Genomic DNA, 19,870 nt, shown 5'->3' with positions numbered 1-19,870 from the left:
GCAGGTGGGGGAAAACTGCCCGTAAAAGCCCGATTGGTGAAGGCTAAAAATCAGTGGGGATTGAAGAGAACCCCCACTGATTAAGTTTCACTTTATCCCGCATTAACGGGCAGTAATAAAGTGAAGCGTAAAGGTGAGGGAAAAACTGCCCGTAAAAGCCAGCCCGATTGGTAAGGCTAATAATTAGTGGGGAGGTTAAACGTTTTTATTGAGCATACGTAAGCCATTTAAAATAACTAAAATGGTACTTCCTTCGTGTCCAATTACACCTAGAGGTAAGTCAACGATTTGTAAAAAATTTGAGGCTATTAGTAATACAATAATCCCGATAGAGAAGATGATGTTTTGTTTAACGATCCGCTGCATTTTACGTGATAAACGTACTGCATAGGCAATTTTTGATAAGTCATTTTTCATTAAAACAACATCTGCAGTTTCTAGTGCAACGTCTGTACCTTCTCCCATAGCAATCCCAGTAGTTGCTGTTGCTAATGCAGGTGCATCATTAATGCCATCTCCGACCATCCCTACATATTTATGTTGAGAAAGTAGACGTTTCATCTCCGTCACCTTTGTTTCAGGGAGACATTCGGCAACGTATTCCGTCACGCCTGCTTCGGTGGCAATAACCTTCGCTGTTTTCTCGTTATCACCTGTTAGCATGACGACATTAATGCCTAGCTCTTTTAGTAAGGCTACTGCTTTTTTCGCTTCATTACGAACGGTATCCTTTAAAGCTGTTAATGCGACAATGCCGTTTTTGTCACGAATAAAAATAACTGTTTTGCCTTCTGCAGCAAGTTTTGTTGCTACGCCATCTGCAAAATTCTCAGCTTCCTCTGCGCCTACAAAATCAGGTTTCCCAACTTGATATTCTATATGATCTACATACCCTTTGATGCCCCAACCTGGGATATCTTCAATAGTGGCCTGTGGAAACTTTGTAAGACCTTCTGCCTTTGCATATGAAGTAATGGCCTGTGCAAGTGGATGATTCGATTGCGATTCAATCCCAACTAGGGTAGCCAGCGCCATTTCTCGTTCTATTCCTTCGCGAACAATAAAATCAGTCACAACTGGTTTCCCTTGTGTTAATGTACCTGTTTTATCGACAGCTAGAGCACGTAATACACTTAGATGCTCTAAATGTAAACCGCCTTTAAATAGCACGCCGTTTTTTGCACCGTTTGAAATTGCTGCTAAAGTAGCGGGCATAATGGCTGCTACAAGGGCACAAGGAGATGCGACAACTAAAAGTACCATTGCACGGTAGAATGTTGTTGTCCAGTCCCAACCAAGTAAAAAATGTGGTAGGAACATCATTAGAGCAACAGTAAGTAGCACAATTTTTACATACGTACCTTCGAACTTTTCTATGAACTGTTGAGAAGGTGATTTTTCACTTTGTGCATTTTGGACAAGTGTAATAATTTTTTGGAATAGTGTTTCGGAATTTGGTTTTGTCATTTCCATTGTAATGGCACCATTTAAGTTAACAGTACCTGCAAATACTTCATCGCCTTCCCGTTTTGCAACTGGCAATGGCTCACCACTAATGGCCGATTCGTCAATAGAAGATTGCCCTTTAAAAATTACTCCGTCTGCCGGTACTCGTTCACCGGGTTTTATGAGCAGGTGATCGCCAATTTGCAATGTAGAGACAGAAACTTTCATTGGTTCAAAGTCACCACGAACAAGCCAAGCCTCTTCAGGTTGTAAATTCATGAGTGCGGAAATTTCACGATGACTTTTATTCATTGCATATGTTTCGAGAGCGCCACTTACAGCAAAAATGAAAATAAGAATAGCACCCTCCGTCCAATAACCAATTGCTGCCGAACCGATTGCGGCTAAGACCATCAGTAGCTCGACATTGAGTTTCCTATCTTCAATGGTTTCTTCAATACCTTCTTTAGCTTTAGCAAATCCACCAACGCAAAATGCAACAATATATAAAAGAACAGAAGCTGTAGTTTGCTCGTTAGTATCTAAACGCCATGCAAGAAAAATGAACAAACCTGCTAAAAGGGCAGCAATTAATTCTGCATGTTCTTTCGTTTTATCAATTATATTATAATTTTCTCGATTAGTATGTTCCAACTTTATCCCTCCTGATAATGAAAATCAATATCAAAACCTTTATAAAATAATGTTTTTGAATGTTGATTAATTGAAAATAGCTTTCAGTTAATTCATTTCTTATTTAGAATTATTATAACAAAGGTATTTGGGAAAAGAAAGTAAAAAATTTGAAGAGGATTTTTTATGGAAGTGGATAAAAGCAGTCCTAGATTGAGATTGAGGTGATTATAAGGTTTTTGAAATAATTTTGAACATAAGAAAAGCACAGATTATTCATTAGGAATATTCTGTGCCTTTCGAATTTGTGCAGTGAATTACCCTACTTTAGGAATTACTGCATATTTAATTTTAAACTCTTTTTGTAGTTTAGCTGCCGCCACAACTAAAATAATCATTACTGCTATTCAAAGTAAAAGAAATTTTATCTTTATTAGAAAACTCTTTCTGCGTGTAGCGCAAGTTTTTCTAGTGATGATTTATCTACGTCTGCATGTAGAGAGTTACCGTGAGAGTCCATTGTTACAACAGCTGTGAACTTCTCAACGTTTAAGTGCCACATCGCTTCTGGAACACCGAATTCCATTAGATCAACGCCATCTACACCTTTAATGCAGTCTGCGTAGTATTGAGCAGCACCGCCGATTGCATTTAAGTAAACGCCGCCATGCTCTTCTAATGCAGCAAGTGTTTTTGGTCCCATACCACCTTTACCAATTACAGCACGGATACCAAATTTTTTCATGATGTCACCTTGATATGGCTCCTCACGAATAGAAGTAGTTGGACCAGCTGCTTTAACTGTCCAGTTGCCTTCTTCATCTTTTGCCATTACAGGGCCACAGTGATAAATAACTTGTCCATTAAGATCAACTGGAGCATCGTGACTCATTAAGTGATGGTGAATTGCGTCACGACCAGTATACATACGACCAGTAATAGATACAACGTCACCAACTTTTAGAGCACGAATTTGCTCCTCAGTAATTGGTGCAGTAAGTTCTACTGTATTTGTAGAAGTATCTTCTGTTGTTGCTGCAACTTCATCTTCTTTAAATGTAATTTTTTCGCCTTCTTGGTAGTGCCATTTAATAATTTCGCCAGTTTGAGGATCGATGTCCACAGCCATACGACGGTATGCCCAGCAGTTATAAGCAACTGATACGTAGAATGATGCAGGGATACGGTGCATCACACCAATTTTACAGCCAAGTAATGTTGCTTCACCACCGAAGCCCATTGTACCGATACCAAATGTGTTTGCAGTTTTCACTACATATTCTTCTAATTTAGCAAGATCAGCATTTGGATTTGTATCTTCCACATGACGGAATAACTGCTCTTTCGCTAAGTCGTAACCAGAAGAGCGGTCACCACCGATACCTACACCGATAAAGCCAGCTGAACAGCCTTGACCTTGAGCTTGGTATACTGAGTGAATGATACATTTACGGATACCATCTAAGTCACGACCAGCGCGGCCAAGACCTTCAAGTTCACATGGTAGGCTGTATTGAATGTTTTTGTTTTCACAGCCGCCACCTTTAAGGATTAACTTAATTGTGATGTAGTCTTTTTCCCATTGCTCGAATTTCATAACAGGTAGACCTTCACCAATGTTATTTCCGCTGTTTTCGCCAGTTAATGAATCAACAGCATTTGGACGTAATTTTGCATCAGCAGATGTATCGTTAATAGCTTTTTTAATAGCTTCTTTAATTTCTAATTGGTTTACACCAACAGGAGTATAAATTTTGAATGTTGGTAGACCCGTATCTTGACAGATTGGTGATACATTATCTTCTGCCATAATAATATTGTTTGAGATTGTGTCTAAGCTCATTGCAGCACGAGTACCAGCATTTTCAGCATCTTTAGCTTTCTTAATTGCACGACGTACGTCTTTAGGTAAATTTGTAGATGTTTCAGTAATTAAATTGTAAAGACTCTTCTCCAAAATTTGTAAATTCATTTGGTATTGCCCCCCATAGAAAATTTGATTATTTCCACGTTACATTATACTCTTTTCAACTAATGAAAAAAAGAGTACAACTCATTGTGGTCGGAATTAAAGGTCTATTCTCAAAAAGAGGTAATTTTAATGTGAAATTATGTTAATAAAGTTTTATCTATCGTTAAGCTATTATTAAGATAATTGAAGCAGGGGAATAAACAATATCTTAAGAAGAGTAATAGTAGGAAACGAAGGCATTTTCCGAGAAGGTGACCACTTTTAGGGCGGGGCTGATCGCTTTTGGAGCGAAGCTGATCAAATGTCCAGAGTGGTCATTTGATTTTAGCACTTAGTTGACTATTTCTACCGATGAACGAAGGTTTCCTTTTTTTATACAAAAGCGATAATTTCATCAAAATAAAGATTGTTAAAAAGGAACGTTTGTTCTATAATAGTGCTAAATCTACTTTAGGAGGTTATACCATGAAGCTACTTAATTTACCTGAAGCATTTGAACAATATAGGACAGTAATAGAGGAAACGATTCAGCCAACTGTATTTATTGAAACGAAAGAACGAAAAACATCTTTATTTGAAAGTAAGTTTGCAGGCGATCCGTATTTTCCGTTGTCAATGGAATATCCAAAAAGTCCTGAAGGGCAACCATTAAAATTACTGGCACAAATTAATTTTGCAGATGTACCTAAGCATTTACCGCATTTCCCTGAAGAGGGAATCTTACAGTTTTATATTGATGGCTACGATGATGTGCTTGGGATGGACTTTGATAATGGTCAAAATCAGGGAGGCTTCCGCGTCATCTTCCACGAGCATATTGTCGGTGATGAGTCGCAGTTAGTACAAGACTTCTCATTTGTTGAAGCGAAAGAAGAAGAATTTTACTTTCCAGTGGAAAAAGAAATGGCATTGTCTTTTGAAACAAGCTATGAACCATTATCAGCAAATGACTTTAGAAGTGAAAAACCCTATGCGAAGATTCTTGCCAATATAGAAGACAATGATAATTTAGTAGACTCATTTTATGAAACATTAAATAGTACAGGTCATAAAATCGGGGGATATCCATTCTTTACCCAGGAAGATCCGAGAGCTTATGGGGACTATACAGATTCAACAGTCTTGTTGCTTCAGATTGACAGTGTAGGCGATCATATTCTATGGGGGGATGTTGGGGTCGGCAACTTTTTCATTACAGAGGATGAGCTGAAACGTAAAGATTTTAGTAAAGTTCTTTATAATTGGGATTGCTATTAAATAACAGAAGATAAAAGCAAGTGGAAAAGCTCTCCACTTGCTTTTATCAGTTATTTTTCACGAGCGTTAAATTGCTCCATTTTGTCTTCTAAATCATCCATCATTTGAATTAAACGATCAATATCCTCTAATTCAGTTGTTTCAGGATCAATCGCATCTAAAACTTCTAAAAATATTTCAAGACGTTCTCTTAAGTAATTCACTTGCTGCTTTTTATCATTGATTGGATTTGACATACATACACCTCATTTCGTCCCCTCCATAGTAGCTGATTTGGGACTAAATTTCAATGCTTAGGTAAACACCTAGGACTATGCGATTATTTTAAAAAAAATAATAGACAGAATATTTACAATATTGATTCTGTGTGTTAAATTAATATTAAGAAAAAGTAAAGGAGCTGATTTTAAAAGTCCTAAAAACTCTAACTCGAAAAGGAGGGAGTTTAAACAAGTACTCGGCCAATGTAAAAGCCGAAATTCGTGTTTATACAATTAAATGGAGATAAGTGTTAGTTAGGCCTTAGCGTAAAATCACATGTGGTGAGCGCTAAGGCTTTTTGATATGCTGTTATTTGGAAAAAGACTTGATGTTGGAGGGAAAAATGACATACTTCTCAGATTACAGCAAAAAAAGATTTGCCATTTTAGTGTTAATTGTTTCTATATCAGGATTTTCACAAGGGATGCTTTTACCACTGATTTCAATTATTTTCGAACGTGATGGAGTATCCTCCGCGTTGAATGGATTGAATGCAACAGGTTTATACATAGGAACTTTATTAATCTCACCGTTTATCGAGCAACCATTAAGAAAATGGGGCTATAAACCGATTATTTTAATTGGTGGTGCACTTGTCTTCGCTTCACTATTAGCATTTCCTTTATGGAAGAGTGTAACTTTTTGGTTTATCCTTCGCTTACTTATTGGGGTAGGGGATCATGCATTACACTTTGCAACACAGACGTGGATTACAAGCACCTCAGATTATAAAAGCTTAGGGAAGGGGATGGCGATTTACGGCTTGTCCTTTAGCACGGGCTTTGCAGTTGGTCCATTAATGGTAAAACTAATACAAATTTCAGAGGCATTACCGTTTATTGTGTCCTCTATTATGTGCTTATTCGCGTGGTCTTTTGTATTCCTCTTACAAAATGAAAAGCCAGAGCGTTTAACGGGAGACTTACATGCAAGAGGCTGGCAGCGTTATAAAATGGCCATTGCATTTGGATGGATTGCATTTTTAGGTCCATTCGTTTATGGGTTTTTAGAATCTTCATTAAATGCGCTGTTCCCAGTTTATGCCTTACGTAAAGATTTCGATGTAAATATGATTCCTATTATTTTATCTGTCTTTACATTTGGTGGGATTTTAACACAAGTGCCACTTGGAGCCATAGGGGATAAAGTAGGACGACGTAATGTCTTGATGATCGGCTCGTTTGGAGGAGCTGTTATTTTTGGCATTGCCAGTTTTTTAGAGCATTCACAAATTGCAGTAGCCATCGCATTTTTCTTTGCAGGAACACTAGTCGGTTCAATGTTTTCATTAGGGATTACTTATATGGCTGATTTAACACCAAAGGAACTACTGCCTACCGGAAATCTCCTTTGCGGCATTGCACTAAGTATTGGTAGCTTAACAGGGCCATTTTTAGGTGGCATTTATTTAGAATATGTAAAAAATTATAGCCTTCTTTTACTGGTAGCAATGCTTTTGCTAGCTGTAGCCACTGTTTTACTAGTATTTGGACGAAATAAAAATAAGAGACCAGTGTCGATGTAAAGGTAACGGTAACAAATTATCTTTGAAGCAGAGTAGAAGGTCGAACGCTGGGGTATAGTGACAAACTGATTAGGTAGGGGAAGTTATCGCTCAGCTCGGAGGCTTTTGCGCAATATATAATTTTGGGCAAAATAAAAGAGCGGGGCTCATCTCCCGCTCATAAAACAAAAAAACGCCCAGCAAATCCGTGCTGTTATGGCGTTCTTTGCGTGACAAGGATGTTCCGTCCATGTCACATAGGTTTGGCACCTAGAATCATATTATACAGACAAGCTTTCATAAAATCAAATAAAATATAATTAGTAGATAGGTAATATTTGGACTTTGGATTTCTATCTCTATATAATAGAAGAACACTCGCTTAGATTACTAATTATTTTAAGGAGATTAAATTATGACTGACTATAAAAAAATATCGATCCACCGTGCATTAACAGAGTTAAAGATGCTAAATCACCGCATTGAAGCAGCAACGAATGAAGTGAGTGCAGTGTTAGCCAATCGTAAAAGTAATAGCAAAATTAATGGTGTAGAAATGCAAGAATATGAAAAGCAAATGCAAGCTTCATACGATAAAGTAGTTAGCTTAATTGACTACCGCAACCGAATTAAGGCACTAGTTGTAGAGTCCAATGCTAAAACAAAAGTAATTGTAGGAAAAGAAGAAATGACTGTAGCAGAAGCAATTGAACGCAAACAGTCCATTCAATATGAAAAGGAACTGTTAGAAGTCATGCAACAGCAATATCGTTCAGCGGTAAATACGGTTGCTAAAGAAAATGATGCGTTGCCAGCAAAGCTAGAAACGTATTTAGTGAATATATTAGGAAATAAAGAAAAACAATCTCCAGAAGAAGTAAAATTACATACGGAGACATTTATGAAAAGAAACGAGTACGAGTTAATTGATCCGATGAATGTTAAAAAGAAAATTGAAGCGTTAAATAATCGAATTGAAGAATTTGAATCAGAGGTCGACGCGGTATTATCGGAATCAAACGCAACGACATTTATTGAAGTGCAAGCGTAACTAAATATGCATGGCCTAGCGAAAACGGAAAACGAAAAGTCGCTCGCGCTTCAAGGCATGTGTGCGAGTTAAAACCTTAAACATGCCTTACAACAATTGATGCTTTAAACAAACTAAGTTGAAAGCTCAAAGGTAAAAGTTGAAAGACCAAAGTTTACGTTTCAAAGTTCTTTTAATTAAAGTTAAAAACTTAAAGTATAAAAATCTTTTAAATCCTGGGTTATTGGTTAAGGTGCTGATTTTTCTGGACCGTCCGTCATCCACCAGGCAGCTTGAGCTGTGCAGTACATATAAAAATAATATACAAAATAATGAGGGCGTTTCTTAAATCTAAGAGACGCCTTTTTTGCTTTTGTTAGAACTCATTGGTTTACATATGAAATAAACGGGGAAAAAAGGTGTTATTGAAAGGATGTTAAGGAGGATGGAATATGTACTGGTATAATTTCGTCTCAATGTTTTGGCTTCTAGTAGGGATAATTTTATTAATTAGCATTACTTTACATAATAAGCGATATAAAAAAGGTGAAAGAGGAGTAGCTGTAGCATTTTTGCTCTTTGCTAATATGTCTACCTTTGTTGCAATTGGTATTAGAAATAAAGTCTCTTTAATATTCTATTTACTATCATTTATTTTAGTATGTATCGCATTAAAATTGATTTTGAAAAACTATAAAATGGACAAATGTGGAACGTGAGAGTTATCTACTATACAAATTTCTGTATTAATGGCTCAACAATTGCAAAGGACGTCCCAAATAATATTTGAGACGCCCTTTTTTATCTTTATTTATTCTTCAACACAAGCTTTGCCACGCATTCCACCTGCGCCGTTTGTGCAAACATATCCACAGGCTGAATATACTCCACATCATAAAACTTCGATAATTCATTTACATCCTTCGCCAATGTTGAAGGATTACAAGACGTATAGACAAAGCGCTTCGGTTTTAGCTTCAACACCGTACGTATGAACTCTGGTGCTAGACCTGTGCGTGGTGGGTCTACTGTAATAACATCTGGTGTGAATCCTTCTTTGCGCCATTTTGCTAATACACTTTCTGCTGTGCCGACTGCGTATTTTGTATGCTTGAAGCCATGGTTTCGGGCGTTTTTACGTGCATCCTGAATGCTTTCTGGAATAACATCCATTCCACGAACTTCTTTCGCTTTGTCAGCTAGCCATAGACCGATTGTCCCAACACCGCAGTAAGCATCAACAACTGTTTCTTTGCCTGTTAATGCTGCTGCTTTTTTGATTTCATCATAGAGATGAACGGTTTGTGTTGGATTCAGTTGGAAAAAGGCACGAGCTGATAAATCAAAGGCTAATTCGCCAAGCTCCTCATGAATCGTATCTTTACCATCGAGAACAATCGTTTCATCGCCAAAGATTAACGATGTTTTCTCGCGGTTAATATTTTGTGCAATCGATACGATACTTGGGTCGATTTTCTTTATACGTGTAATGAGTTCCGCTAGATGTGGAATTTCCTTACGTGTTGTTACGAGCACGACTTGCGTTTCACCCGTACGAATTCCTGTACGTACAACAATCGTACGTACTAATCCATCAAGTGTACGACCATCGTAAATAGTAATATTTAGTTTTTGCAAAATTTTACGTGTTGCCACTGTAATTTTTGATGTAACTGGGTGTTGAACAAGGCAATCATTGATGTTCAGTAACTTGTTGCTACCTTCCGCAAATAGCCCTGCATAGACACGCTTACCTTCTTTACGTACTTGATATTGACTTTTGTTACGATAATTCCATGGATTTTCCATCCCTAGCGTTTTGCGCACGTCAACTGTGTTAGCTAAAGGCTTAGCATAGCGTTCTAATGCTTGAATAACGATATCACGCTTTTCGATTAGCTGTTTTTCATAGGTCATATGCTGAAGCTGACAGCCACCACATTCGTTGTAAACGGAGCAAGGTGCTTCCTGACGATATTTTGAAGCTTTGCGAATAGTTAATATTTCTGCTTCGGCAAAGTTTCGCTGTGTTTTAGTTACTTGTGCTGTAATTTCTTCACCAGGAATTGCGCCTTTTACGAATATAACGTTGCGTTTATAAAAGCCTACTCCTTCACCGTTAATACCAAGTCTTTTTATTGTTAGTGGGAATTTTTGTCCCACTTCCATTGTTGTTTGTTGCGTCAAGCATTCCACGTCCCTGTTCTTTTAATATCATCTCCCCATTATAACTAAGGAGTAGACGATTGCAAAGCGACAGGGAAATCTTCATGTTCTAAAACTAAATCGTCAAGGGATAAAAATGTATAGCCTTGTTTTTTCGCTTCAGCAATAAACATTGGAAGTGCTTCTGCATTATCTTGAGCAACTGTATGCATCAAAATAACAGCACCGGGGTGTAGCTGTTCCATCAGTGCATTATACGCATAATCTGCACCACGTCGTTCATCCCTTACCCAGTCCTTAAAGGCAACAGACCAAAAAATATGACGATAGCCTGCAGCATTTCCTACCTCTAATACTTTCGCGTTAAATGTACCTTCTGGTGGTCGAGCATATGTTGTACGTTCAATACCTGTTAATTCACGTAACTTATCGTCGAGTTTCTTCCATTCACTACGCATACCATCGGGGGTTAGCCTCGCCATATTTGGGTGACCGTATGAATGGTTACCAATAGTATGACCATCTTTAACCATGCGTTTCACTAAATCACTGGCGCTTTCTAAGTAATGACCAGTTAAAAAGAAGGTAGCTGGTACGTTTTCCTTCTTCAGAGTATCCAAAATACTTTCTGTAAAGCCATTCTCATAGCCGTTATCAAAGGTTAAATACGCAACTTTTTTATCAGGCTTACCTTTATAAATAGCATCATATTTCTCAAGTAGCTGATCAAGCTGAGCTCCAGCCTCGGCTTGTTCACCGTTTTTTGCTCGTTTAATGCCCCAGTTGTATTCATCAGAGCTAAAAGCAGAAAATGGATTAAAGCTAATTGCAGCGGCAATAATAAAAGTAGCGATCGTTGCTCCTACTATATGCTGTTTCCACATAAAAACGCATCCTTTCTTTTTCATTAGGATGCGTTATATTCAAAAAAATATCCGACTAGATCCTACAATAAATCTTTAAGAGCGTCGTTTAAATGTGAGAAATTAAATGTAAAATGATGTTTTTCTAAAACAGTTGGTAGCACGTGCTGACCTTCTAATACAAGCGTGCTTTGCTCACCTAACACTAAACGCATTGCTACGCTTGGTACAGGCATCCAATGGCGTTTTCCCATTACACTTGCAATTGTTATTCCGAAATCCTTCATGCGTGTTGCATGAGGTGCAGTAACATTAAAAGGGCCATGAATATCATTATTCGTAATTGCGAAATATATAGCTCGTGCTACGTCCTCGACATGAACCCATGAAAGCCATTGTTCACCTGAACCTATTGTGCCTCCGATATGCAATTTATATGGTAGTAACATTGAAGGAAGTGCACCACTAGTACGACCTAAAATAACACCAAAACGTGCAAGAGCAACTCGAACCCCTAATTTCTCAGCACGTTTTGCATGGCGTTCCCAATCATAAACTGTCGTGCCTAAAAAATCAGTTGCGTAGTCTGTGGAGTCTTCGGTATAGACAGTCGTTGTAGAAGTAGGATAGATCCCGACTGCACTTGCATTGACAAGCACTTTTGGTTTTGAGGTAAGATGCTCCATAATACGTACTATTTCAAGTGTCGCTTCCATACGACTTGTATAAATGGCTTTCTTCTGTTTTTTTGTCCAACGTCCATTATTTAAAGAAATTCCTGCTAAATTAACAAATGCATCGACATCATCTAACAACTGTTCAGGTCGTGTATTTTGTTGTAGCCATTGTACATATTGAATATCGTTTTCTCGACCTGATTTGTTCCGCGTTAAAATAATGATTTCATGTCCTTTTTCCTGCAATAGCTTTGTAAGAGCTCTCCCTACAAAACCAGTACCACCTGCAATAACAATCTTCATAAGAATCCCTCCTTTTTTTAAACTACTCTATATGAGCAAGTTTACCATCTATCTAATTACCAATGTTAATCTCTCTGAAGTAATACCCGTGCGTGATGTGAAAATATCCGCGGAAGGGAAGAGAATACCCGCGCGCAACGGGGGAATACCCGCGAACATGCGAATACTGTGGGGAAAAAGCAATACCCACGAAAAATGTTATAATGGTGATTAGTGAGGTGTTACCAATGCGTATTATTACGAAAATTGCACGTCAAAAAAACAATCCAGAGCGTTATAATATATATTTGAACGAAGAATATGCTTTTCCTGTAGATGAGGCAATTCTCCTTCAATTTGGATTAACAAAGGGGAAAGTGCTTGAGGAATTTGATATACAGGAAATTGCCTATGAGGATGAGATTCGAAAAGCTTTTAATAAAGGGCTAAATTTTTTATCTTATCAAATGCGGAGTGAGCATGAAGTAAAGAAAAAGCTTCTCACATTAGAATTTGGGGAGGCAGTTATTTTAGAGGCTATACAAAAGTTGAAATCATATGGCTTTTTAAATGATGAAACTTACTCCAAAGCATTACTCGATACGAAAAAGGCTACTATGAAAAAAGGTCCTAAGGCGATTAGACAAGATCTTATGAAAAAGGGGATTGATAAGAGCTTACAGGATGAGGTACTTGCTACATATAGTCATGAGGAACAGGTAAAACTTGCGACACAGCTGGCTGACAAGGTCGTTCGATCAGAAAAAAAGAAAACGCCAACGCAAGTAAAAGCTAAAATTCAAGATTTTTTAATGCGAAAAGGGTATTCTTTTACTGTTGTAGATGAGGTGCTGGGGCAAATAGAGCTTGAACAAGGTGAAGATGAATGGCAACAGTTACTTAATGTACAAGGCGAAAAAGTTTGGAAAAAGTACTCACCGAAGTATACTGGTTATGAACTGAAAATGAAAATAAAGCAGGTGCTCTATCAAAAGGGTTTTCCTATAGAGGTTATCGATCGTTTTATAGAAGAAAAGGAGAATGAGGAATGAACGAAAAAAATTATGCTGTAATGTCAGAGCATGAATTACGAGAAGAAATAGCCATGCTTAAGGAAAAATCACGAAAGGCGGAGCAGCTAGGAATCATTAATGAATTTGCAGTGTATGAGCGTAAGGCTTTAATGGTGGCTGCGTATTTAGTGGATTTAGATACAATAATTCCTGGAGAGATGTATCGTATAGACGGCTCTGAAAATGAATTTTTTCAAGTGGATTATTTAAAAGGACGCTTTGCTTGGGGACATCGTTTAGGGGGCGAAAAATATCAAGAAGCGCTACCTGTTTCAATTCTATCTCCAATAAAGGTGGGCAAATAAGTGGAAGAAAAAATCGAAAAGCTTACAGCGGAGTTACTTGCAAAAAATCCACAGATGTCCGTAGGTCGTGCACGAGTATGGATTGAACTTTTATGGAGTGATTTTGAATCAACATCTGCTAAAGCTGGCTATAACTATCGTGGGGCAGATTACACTGAAAATTTAGTACGTCAATTAATTACTAGCTATGGTGATAAGTTGCATGCATTTGCAGGACGCAATCCTAAATACTCACATTTACTTGATGCTAGCGATGATATGGTGCAATAACAAAACCCTGACCAATGCTGGTCAGGGTTTGCTGTTTAATTACTTGCGCCAATCTGTAATTTTTTCTGGAGTTTATCTTCTGTAAAAATCCAGCCTGTGTATGATGTGATAATTTCGTTGTCATCGTTTAAATGAGCGACAGCAACGAAAGGATAGCGATTTTCACTACGGTAACGCAGATCAATTAATCTCACTTCTGTTAAGCCATTTTCAAGCTCTGAAATTTCCCACCGATATAATGGCGAAAATGACGTGAATGCAGCGAGATTGTGATCTTTCATGGCTGTTTCAATAAGAGGCGTTTTTGGTAAAGGTTCTATTTCAAATTTATCGTAAATATTAACAGTTCGCCCGTATGCACGACCAACGTAATAATGCGTTTTTGATTTTGCAGCAATTCGCCAGTGGAAGAATCGCATTGTAGGAGCTACAATTACATACTCCTCATCCTGAAGAGTATTATGCACAGCGTTCTTAACAGCCTTTTGAACTGCAAATCGTAAAATATAGTAAACGATGATAATGACATACATGATGCTAAATGTCCAAATTGGATTTGCACCAAATACCCAAAGTAAAATGCCAAGACAATGTAGTGTAAAAATAATAGGATCAAATGTATTGATGACACCGAGTGCAACCCATTTGCTAGAAAATGGTCGGAATGCTTGTGTACCATACGCATTGAAGATATCAACAAAGACGTGAAGTACTACAGCTAAAAACGTCCAAAGCCATAAATGAAACACATTTGCATCTTGAAAAATAAATGATAAAACTGCTGTAATTAAGATGGGCCAAATCGCTACTGCTGGTAGTGAATGTGTAATTCCACGATGATGTCGAATATAAACAGCGTTGTTGCGTAGTTTTAATACTGTATCGACATCAGGCGCCTGTGAGCCAATAATCGTACCTGCAATTACTGCAGTAAATGTCATTGAATGATTTGCTATTACGGGATCGGCTAATGCAAGACCACCGAGGGCAATACCCATAACGAAATGTGTACCTGAATCCAAAAATATCCACTCCTAGTATGCATAAAATTAGCGTACAATTTGCATACATGTATATTTCAATAATTCGTAATACCTGATATTTACTTCATGAACATTTGTGCTGAATATGTTGTTTTAAGACGTCTCACACAAATGATCTTATCTTAATTGTATACCCTTTTTACCATAATTTAAATCGTAAATACACTGGAGGTTATTGTGAATTATCCATATGTAACAGAATTTCGACAATCTTTAGTCGAATGGTTTAATGTTGAGAAACGTGATTTACCTTGGAGGCATACTACGGACCCTTATCAAATATGGGTATCGGAAGTGATGCTACAGCAAACACGTGTCGACACAGTTATTCCTTATTACAATCGCTTTATGGAAAGTTTTCCAACATTAGAATTACTCGCCGAAGCACCACAAGAATATTTATTGAAGCATTGGGAAGGCCTAGGCTATTATTCCCGTGCACGTAACTTACAAGCGGGTGTTCGCGAGGTATTAGAGAACTACGGTGGGGTAGTACCCGATAATCGCCATGAAATTTCAAAATTAAAAGGTGTAGGTCCGTATACTGCTGGAGCTATTTTAAGTATTGCCTATAATAAACCCGAACATGCAGTTGATGGCAATGTTATGCGTGTTTTAAGTCGTGTGCTTACTATTCATGATGATATAGCACTTCCAAAGACTAAAAAGATTTTTGAAGCGGCAGTTGAAGAACTTATCGATCCTGAAAATGCATCGTCCTTCAATCAAGGTTTAATGGAGCTTGGGGCGCTTATTTGTACACCCACTTCCCCAAAGTGCTTATTATGTCCAGTTCGGGAATATTGTACTGCATTTAATGAAGGTGAGCCCCAAAAACTGCCTGTTAAATCTAAAAAAGTAAAGATGAAGCATATCACGTATGATGTTCTTGTATGTAAAGATGACAAAGGTCGAATTTTATTGGAGCAGCGTCCAGCAGAGGGTTTATTAGCTAATCTATGGCAGTTTCCGATGCTTGAACATGGTAAAGATTCAATAGATACTTTTATGAATGACTATGCTATAAAAGTTCAATCTCAACAAGATTTGCTAACATTTAAACATGTTTTTTCACATTTAACATGGCATCTAAATAGCTATTTTATGAAATGTAATTCAACAGTAAAGGGCGAATGGCTGACTCGCGAACAGATAGAGTTATTACCAATGCCTGTTCCGATGCTGAAAATTTGGCAAGAAATAAAGGATTAATCGACAAAATTATTTTTATAAAAATTTATGGGCATAAAAACATTTACCTCGGTACACAATAATTAGCGTGGAGGTGAATGATCATGAAAAAGAACAACAACCAAAATTTCCAGCCAAATAAAAACATGCAACGTCAAAGTCAAGAATTTGGTTATGAAACAGACGTTACTGAAGTGCAAAAGCAAAATGCTAAAGCAGAGCAAAAGAAAGCTCCAGCTTCAGGAAACTTCAAAAAAACTAACCAAGACCTTGGTGAATAACACTTTGTAATTGCATAGCTGCATTTACCTCTAAGGAGCTGTCTAAATCGAAAAGATTTAAAAAAGGCAGCTCCTTTTTAATTCTATTTAGAAAAGCGGGACTAGTGAGAAACAGAAACGCTCAGGCAGACGAAAGAACTGCTCAGGTAGCCAAGAGAAGTGCTCGTGTCAAGGAAAGAACTGCTCAGGTAGCCAAGAAACCTGCTCGGGTCAAAAGAAAAACCGCCAGCTCCGATATAAAAATCAGAAACAAAAAATTCCAATTGAGTGATCGTTTTGATTAAATTTGCTTCAAATTCACAAAATTTTGTACAAATTTAAAAGAGCGCAGGGAAATTTGTGGTTTTCTAACTACACCTTTCGCGTACACATTGCTATAATATACTAGAGACTGCTAGATTTAGGTAGCATAGACGAAAAGGTGGGCTTCAAAAATGGCAATACCGGTAGAAGGAGAAACGATACAAATACATAGTTATAAGCACAATGGCCGTATCCACCGTGTTTGGCAAGAAACAATGGTGTTAAAAGGAACGAAAAATATCATTATCGGTGCGAATGAACGGACACTTGTGACAGAATCCGATGGTCGTACGTGGCTAACGAGAGAGCCTTCTATTTGTTATTTCCATGCGGAGCACTGGTTTAACATCATCTGCATGCTACGTGAGGACGGTGTGTATTATTATTGTAATCTAAGCTCACCATTTGTTTTCGATAATAATGCCATTAAATATATTGACTATGATTTGGATATAAAAGTTTTTCCTGACATGTCTTTTTCACTCCTAGATGAGGATGAATATGAGTTGCATCGGAAGGAAATGTCTTATCCAGATGTCATTGATAAAATTTTAAAGCGCAATGTCGATAAATTAATTAGCTGGATTCAACAAAAAAGAGGACCCTTTGCACCAGATTTCATCGATGCCTGGACAAATCGATATAAGTTTCAGCTCGATATGCAAGCAGATGATTGTTAATAGCACCTATTAGTTTTACTAATGGGTGTTTTTTTATGGCGTGAATTGGCTATTCTAATTCCAAAATAGTTAGCGACAAAGTTATATTAACTGTACTTCAAACGAAATATTGCTATAATACGTTTGGGCATTCAGTTTTGGATGTCTGTTTCTTTTTGTGTGGCAAAGTGATAGGTTAAATGATAATCATGTAATGAGATACTCAATTTTTTGCCACATAAAGTGTGAGGCTTTTTGATAAGGATGTGATATGAATTGGATAGTATAAAGCGTTATATGAAGTTTGTAAAACCATATACATGGGAAATTATTTTAACAATATTAATCGGTATAGTGAAATTTGCAATTCCGTTATTTATCCCGTTACTCATAAAAATTGTGTTAGATGATATAATCGATGCAGACAATCTAACGGATGCTGAGAAAACGAAAGAGCTGTTTTACTGGTTAGGTGGTACGATCATTGTATTCTTTATTATTCGACCACCGATTGAATATTACCGTCAATATTTTGCTCAACATGTTAGTAACAAAGTGCTTTTTGATATTCGACAACAAATATATGCGCATTTACAGCGACTAAGTTTAAGGTACTATGCAAATACAAGAGCTGGCGATGTTATTTCAAGAGTTGTTAATGATGTGGAACAAACAAAAACCTTTGTCATGACAGGCTTAATGAATATTTGGCTCGACCTTGCGACAATCGTTATTGCTATCGGTATTATGTTTGCCATGGATGTTAAGCTGACGCTAGTAGCACTAGTTGCATTCCCGTTCTATGCATTTAGTGTGAAGTTCTTCTTTGGTAAACTTCGGTCTTTAACACGTAAACGTTCGCAAGCACTTGCAGGTGTACAAAGTTATTTACATGAACGTGTAGCTGGAATGAGTATTATTAAGAGCTTCACACTAGAAAAACATGAACAAAAATTATTTGATGAAGCAAACGGTGAATTTTTAGAGAAGGCACTGGACCATACAAAATGGAATGCTAAATCTTTTGCAGTAGTGAATACAATCACGGATGTAGCACCTCTCTTAGTAATTGCTTATGCAGGTTATCAGGTTATTAATGGGTCTCTTTCAATTGGAACGATGGTTGCCTTTATTGCTTATATAGAACGCCTGTATGGTCCACTCCGTCGTCTTGTAAGTTCATCAACGATGTTAACACAGTCCATTGCATCGATGGATCGAATGTTTGAATTGATAGACGAACCATATGAAGTAGTAAACAAGGCGAATGCATTAGAGCTACCTCGGGCAAATGGTGAGGTCCGCTTTGACAATGTGAACTTTCAATATGAAGCTGATGGCTCACAAATTTTAAACAATATTAATTTCACCATTAATGCTGGAGAGACAGTAGCGTTTGTTGGAATGAGCGGTGGAGGTAAATCAACCATTATTAGTTTGATTCCACGCTTTTACGATACAACGAGTGGGACAGTGCGTATTGATGGATATGATGTTCAAGATGTAACATTACATTCTTTACGCTCACAAATTGGCATAGTCCTACAGGATAATATTTTGTTTAGTGATTCAGTAAAAGAGAATATTTTAATGGGCAAGCCAGATGCGTCTGATGAAGAGGTCATTGCTGCTGCCAAGGCGGCAAATGCACATGATTTTATAATGAGCTTGCCAAATGGCTATGACACAAAGGTCGGTGAGCGTGGTGTGAAATTATCAGGTGGCCAAAAGCAACGAGTAGCGATCGCTCGTGTATTTTTAAAAAATCCACCTATCTTAATACTAGATGAAGCAACCTCTGCATTGGATTTAGAAAGTGAAGCGCTTATTCAAGAATCACTAGATGCACTTGCGCATGAGCGTACAACAATTATTATTGCTCATAGACTTTCTACAATTACACATGCTGATAAAATTCTTGTTATCGATCATGGACAATTAATTGAAAGTGGTACACACGAGCAATTAATGCAAAAAGAGGGAACATACTATAATTTATTCCAAGTGCAACATTTAGATTGATATACCCTAAATAGAAAAAATCTGACTCATCACCATAACGTGTGGTTGATTTCCGTTCCGACTGGGCGCTTTGTTGCTGACGCTTCGCTTTCGCACAGATAAAACATTTGCCGCTGTCGCTTCGCTTTCGCACAGATAAAACATTTGCCGCTGACGCTTCGCTTTCGCGCAGAGCAGAGCTTCCTGGGGGCGTCCGATGAGCCGCTTCGCTTCGCTGCAGGGTCTCGGGGCAACAAATGTTTTCTGTGCGAAAGCGTAGTGCAAACGCAGCGTCAGCAACAGGATGTTGGTCACGAAGGCGTTATCACAGGACGTGATGGTTTTAGCCTTCGTTCCTCTATCGCTGATCCCCAAGGAGTCGCCCAGTCTCCACTCCAATCAACTTATTCACATGACATACGTTTGTAACAAAATGTCATCCCAAAATTTAATGATTGACCAAAAAAAATTATTGGAAATTCAACCACACAGTAGCTTGGGGTTGATTTCCGTTCCGATTGGGCGCTTCGAGGAAATAAATAGCAAAGCGTCATGTCATCCTCATCTTTTGGTGATGAATAATCTATAAATAGCCTTCTATTTAACATAAATAGAAGGCTATTTTTTTGTCTTATTTATAAAATGTTATCGAT

Annotated in this window: 19 protein-coding genes; 11 read left to right on the top strand and 8 right to left on the bottom strand. The window is 37.7% G+C overall.

Annotated features, from left to right (window positions below; translation table 11 throughout):
• Positions 1-195: 195 nt before the first annotated feature.
• On the bottom strand, positions 196-2,100 hold the full coding sequence (locus ACVWXS_RS23155; protein WP_456960325.1) for a heavy metal translocating P-type ATPase: 1,905 nt from the start codon (positions 2,098-2,100) through the stop codon (positions 196-198).
• Positions 2,101-2,512: 412 nt separating this feature from the next.
• Entirely contained in the window at positions 2,513-4,051 is a 1,539-nt protein-coding gene (locus ACVWXS_RS23150; protein ID WP_402988335.1) for a fumarate hydratase, read from the bottom strand.
• Between the two features lie 465 nt (positions 4,052-4,516).
• Here ACVWXS_RS23150 and ACVWXS_RS23145 point away from each other — a divergent pair, with 465 nt between their 5' ends.
• Positions 4,517-5,308 carry a YwqG family protein gene (locus tag ACVWXS_RS23145; RefSeq protein ID WP_456960324.1) on the top strand — a complete coding sequence of 264 codons (792 nt, stop codon included), beginning with the start codon at positions 4,517-4,519 and terminating at the stop codon, positions 5,306-5,308.
• A gap of 50 nt (positions 5,309-5,358) precedes the next feature.
• Here ACVWXS_RS23145 and ACVWXS_RS23140 read toward each other — a convergent pair whose 3' ends face one another.
• On the bottom strand, positions 5,359-5,544 hold the full coding sequence (locus ACVWXS_RS23140; protein WP_068986641.1) for an SE1561 family protein: 186 nt from the start codon (positions 5,542-5,544) through the stop codon (positions 5,359-5,361).
• Between the two features lie 368 nt (positions 5,545-5,912).
• On the opposite strand from ACVWXS_RS23140, the gene ACVWXS_RS23135 reads away from it, so the two are divergent.
• The 3 genes from ACVWXS_RS23135 (at position 5,913) to ACVWXS_RS23125 (ending at position 8,822) form a co-directional block, all read left to right on the top strand.
• Positions 5,913-7,094 (top strand): MFS transporter, encoded by a 1,182-nt coding sequence (locus tag ACVWXS_RS23135; protein ID WP_368638252.1) that lies wholly within the window; start codon positions 5,913-5,915, stop codon positions 7,092-7,094.
• A 394-nt stretch (positions 7,095-7,488) separates the two neighbouring features.
• On the top strand, positions 7,489-8,124 hold the full coding sequence (locus ACVWXS_RS23130; protein ID WP_456960323.1) for a hypothetical protein: 636 nt from the start codon (positions 7,489-7,491) through the stop codon (positions 8,122-8,124).
• A gap of 431 nt (positions 8,125-8,555) precedes the next feature.
• Positions 8,556-8,822 (top strand): hypothetical protein, encoded by a 267-nt coding sequence (locus ACVWXS_RS23125; RefSeq protein ID WP_456960322.1) that lies wholly within the window; start codon positions 8,556-8,558, stop codon positions 8,820-8,822.
• 88 nt (positions 8,823-8,910) lie between these two features.
• Here ACVWXS_RS23125 and rlmD read toward each other — a convergent pair whose 3' ends face one another.
• The 3 genes from rlmD to ACVWXS_RS23110 all read right to left on the bottom strand — a co-directional run bounded on the left by rlmD (position 8,911) and on the right by ACVWXS_RS23110 (position 12,112).
• On the bottom strand, positions 8,911-10,290 hold the full coding sequence (rlmD, locus tag ACVWXS_RS23120) for a 23S rRNA (uracil(1939)-C(5))-methyltransferase RlmD (protein WP_427521457.1): 1,380 nt from the start codon (positions 10,288-10,290) through the stop codon (positions 8,911-8,913).
• A gap of 44 nt (positions 10,291-10,334) precedes the next feature.
• The gene (locus ACVWXS_RS23115; RefSeq protein ID WP_427521456.1) at positions 10,335-11,153 is read right to left on the bottom strand and encodes a polysaccharide deacetylase family protein; all 819 of its coding nucleotides are present in this window, start codon (positions 11,151-11,153) and stop codon (positions 10,335-10,337) included.
• Positions 11,154-11,215: 62 nt separating this feature from the next.
• Positions 11,216-12,112: a TIGR01777 family oxidoreductase gene (locus ACVWXS_RS23110; RefSeq protein ID WP_456960321.1), complete on the bottom strand. Its 897-nt coding sequence runs from the start codon at positions 12,110-12,112 to the stop codon at positions 11,216-11,218.
• A 227-nt stretch (positions 12,113-12,339) separates the two neighbouring features.
• Here ACVWXS_RS23110 and recX point away from each other — a divergent pair, with 227 nt between their 5' ends.
• From recX to ACVWXS_RS23095, 3 genes are read left to right on the top strand one after another with little or no spacing between them, the layout of a single operon-like run.
• A complete protein-coding gene (gene recX / locus ACVWXS_RS23105; RefSeq protein ID WP_456960327.1) occupies positions 12,340-13,143 on the top strand; it encodes a recombination regulator RecX in 804 nt (267 codons plus the stop codon).
• The gene (locus tag ACVWXS_RS23100) at positions 13,140-13,469 is read left to right on the top strand and encodes a YfhH family protein (RefSeq protein WP_368638247.1); all 330 of its coding nucleotides are present in this window, start codon (positions 13,140-13,142) and stop codon (positions 13,467-13,469) included. The genes recX and ACVWXS_RS23100 overlap by 4 nt, the downstream gene beginning before the upstream one ends.
• Positions 13,470-13,739, top strand: a complete 270-nt coding sequence (locus ACVWXS_RS23095) for a YfhJ family protein (protein WP_368638246.1) — start codon at positions 13,470-13,472, stop codon at positions 13,737-13,739. It begins immediately after the preceding gene.
• Between the two features lie 35 nt (positions 13,740-13,774).
• Here ACVWXS_RS23095 and ACVWXS_RS23090 read toward each other — a convergent pair whose 3' ends face one another.
• Positions 13,775-14,761 carry a metal-dependent hydrolase gene (locus ACVWXS_RS23090; protein ID WP_456960320.1) on the bottom strand — a complete coding sequence of 329 codons (987 nt, stop codon included), beginning with the start codon at positions 14,759-14,761 and terminating at the stop codon, positions 13,775-13,777.
• 198 nt (positions 14,762-14,959) lie between these two features.
• On the opposite strand from ACVWXS_RS23090, the gene mutY reads away from it, so the two are divergent.
• The 4 genes from mutY (at position 14,960) to ACVWXS_RS23070 (ending at position 19,238) form a co-directional block, all read left to right on the top strand.
• Positions 14,960-15,994: an A/G-specific adenine glycosylase gene (mutY, locus tag ACVWXS_RS23085; RefSeq protein WP_374965244.1), complete on the top strand. Its 1,035-nt coding sequence runs from the start codon at positions 14,960-14,962 to the stop codon at positions 15,992-15,994.
• An 83-nt stretch (positions 15,995-16,077) separates the two neighbouring features.
• On the top strand, positions 16,078-16,254 hold the full coding sequence (locus ACVWXS_RS23080) for a gamma-type small acid-soluble spore protein (RefSeq protein ID WP_374965245.1): 177 nt from the start codon (positions 16,078-16,080) through the stop codon (positions 16,252-16,254).
• 434 nt (positions 16,255-16,688) lie between these two features.
• Positions 16,689-17,237, top strand: a complete 549-nt coding sequence (gene ntdP, locus ACVWXS_RS23075) for a nucleoside tri-diphosphate phosphatase (protein ID WP_068986629.1) — start codon at positions 16,689-16,691, stop codon at positions 17,235-17,237.
• Between the two features lie 255 nt (positions 17,238-17,492).
• Positions 17,493-19,238 carry an ABC transporter ATP-binding protein gene (locus ACVWXS_RS23070; protein WP_456960319.1) on the top strand — a complete coding sequence of 582 codons (1,746 nt, stop codon included), beginning with the start codon at positions 17,493-17,495 and terminating at the stop codon, positions 19,236-19,238.
• Positions 19,239-19,244: 6 nt separating this feature from the next.
• On the opposite strand, the gene ACVWXS_RS23065 is transcribed toward ACVWXS_RS23070, so the two are convergent.
• Complete coding sequence (locus tag ACVWXS_RS23065) at positions 19,245-19,616, bottom strand: hypothetical protein (RefSeq protein ID WP_456960318.1); 372 nt, start codon at positions 19,614-19,616, stop codon at positions 19,245-19,247.
• Positions 19,617-19,870: the final 254 nt, after the last annotated feature.

It is taken from the genome of Lysinibacillus sp. TE18511, assembly GCF_054062295.1.
This window is presented reverse-complemented; position numbering and strand designations above follow the sequence as displayed.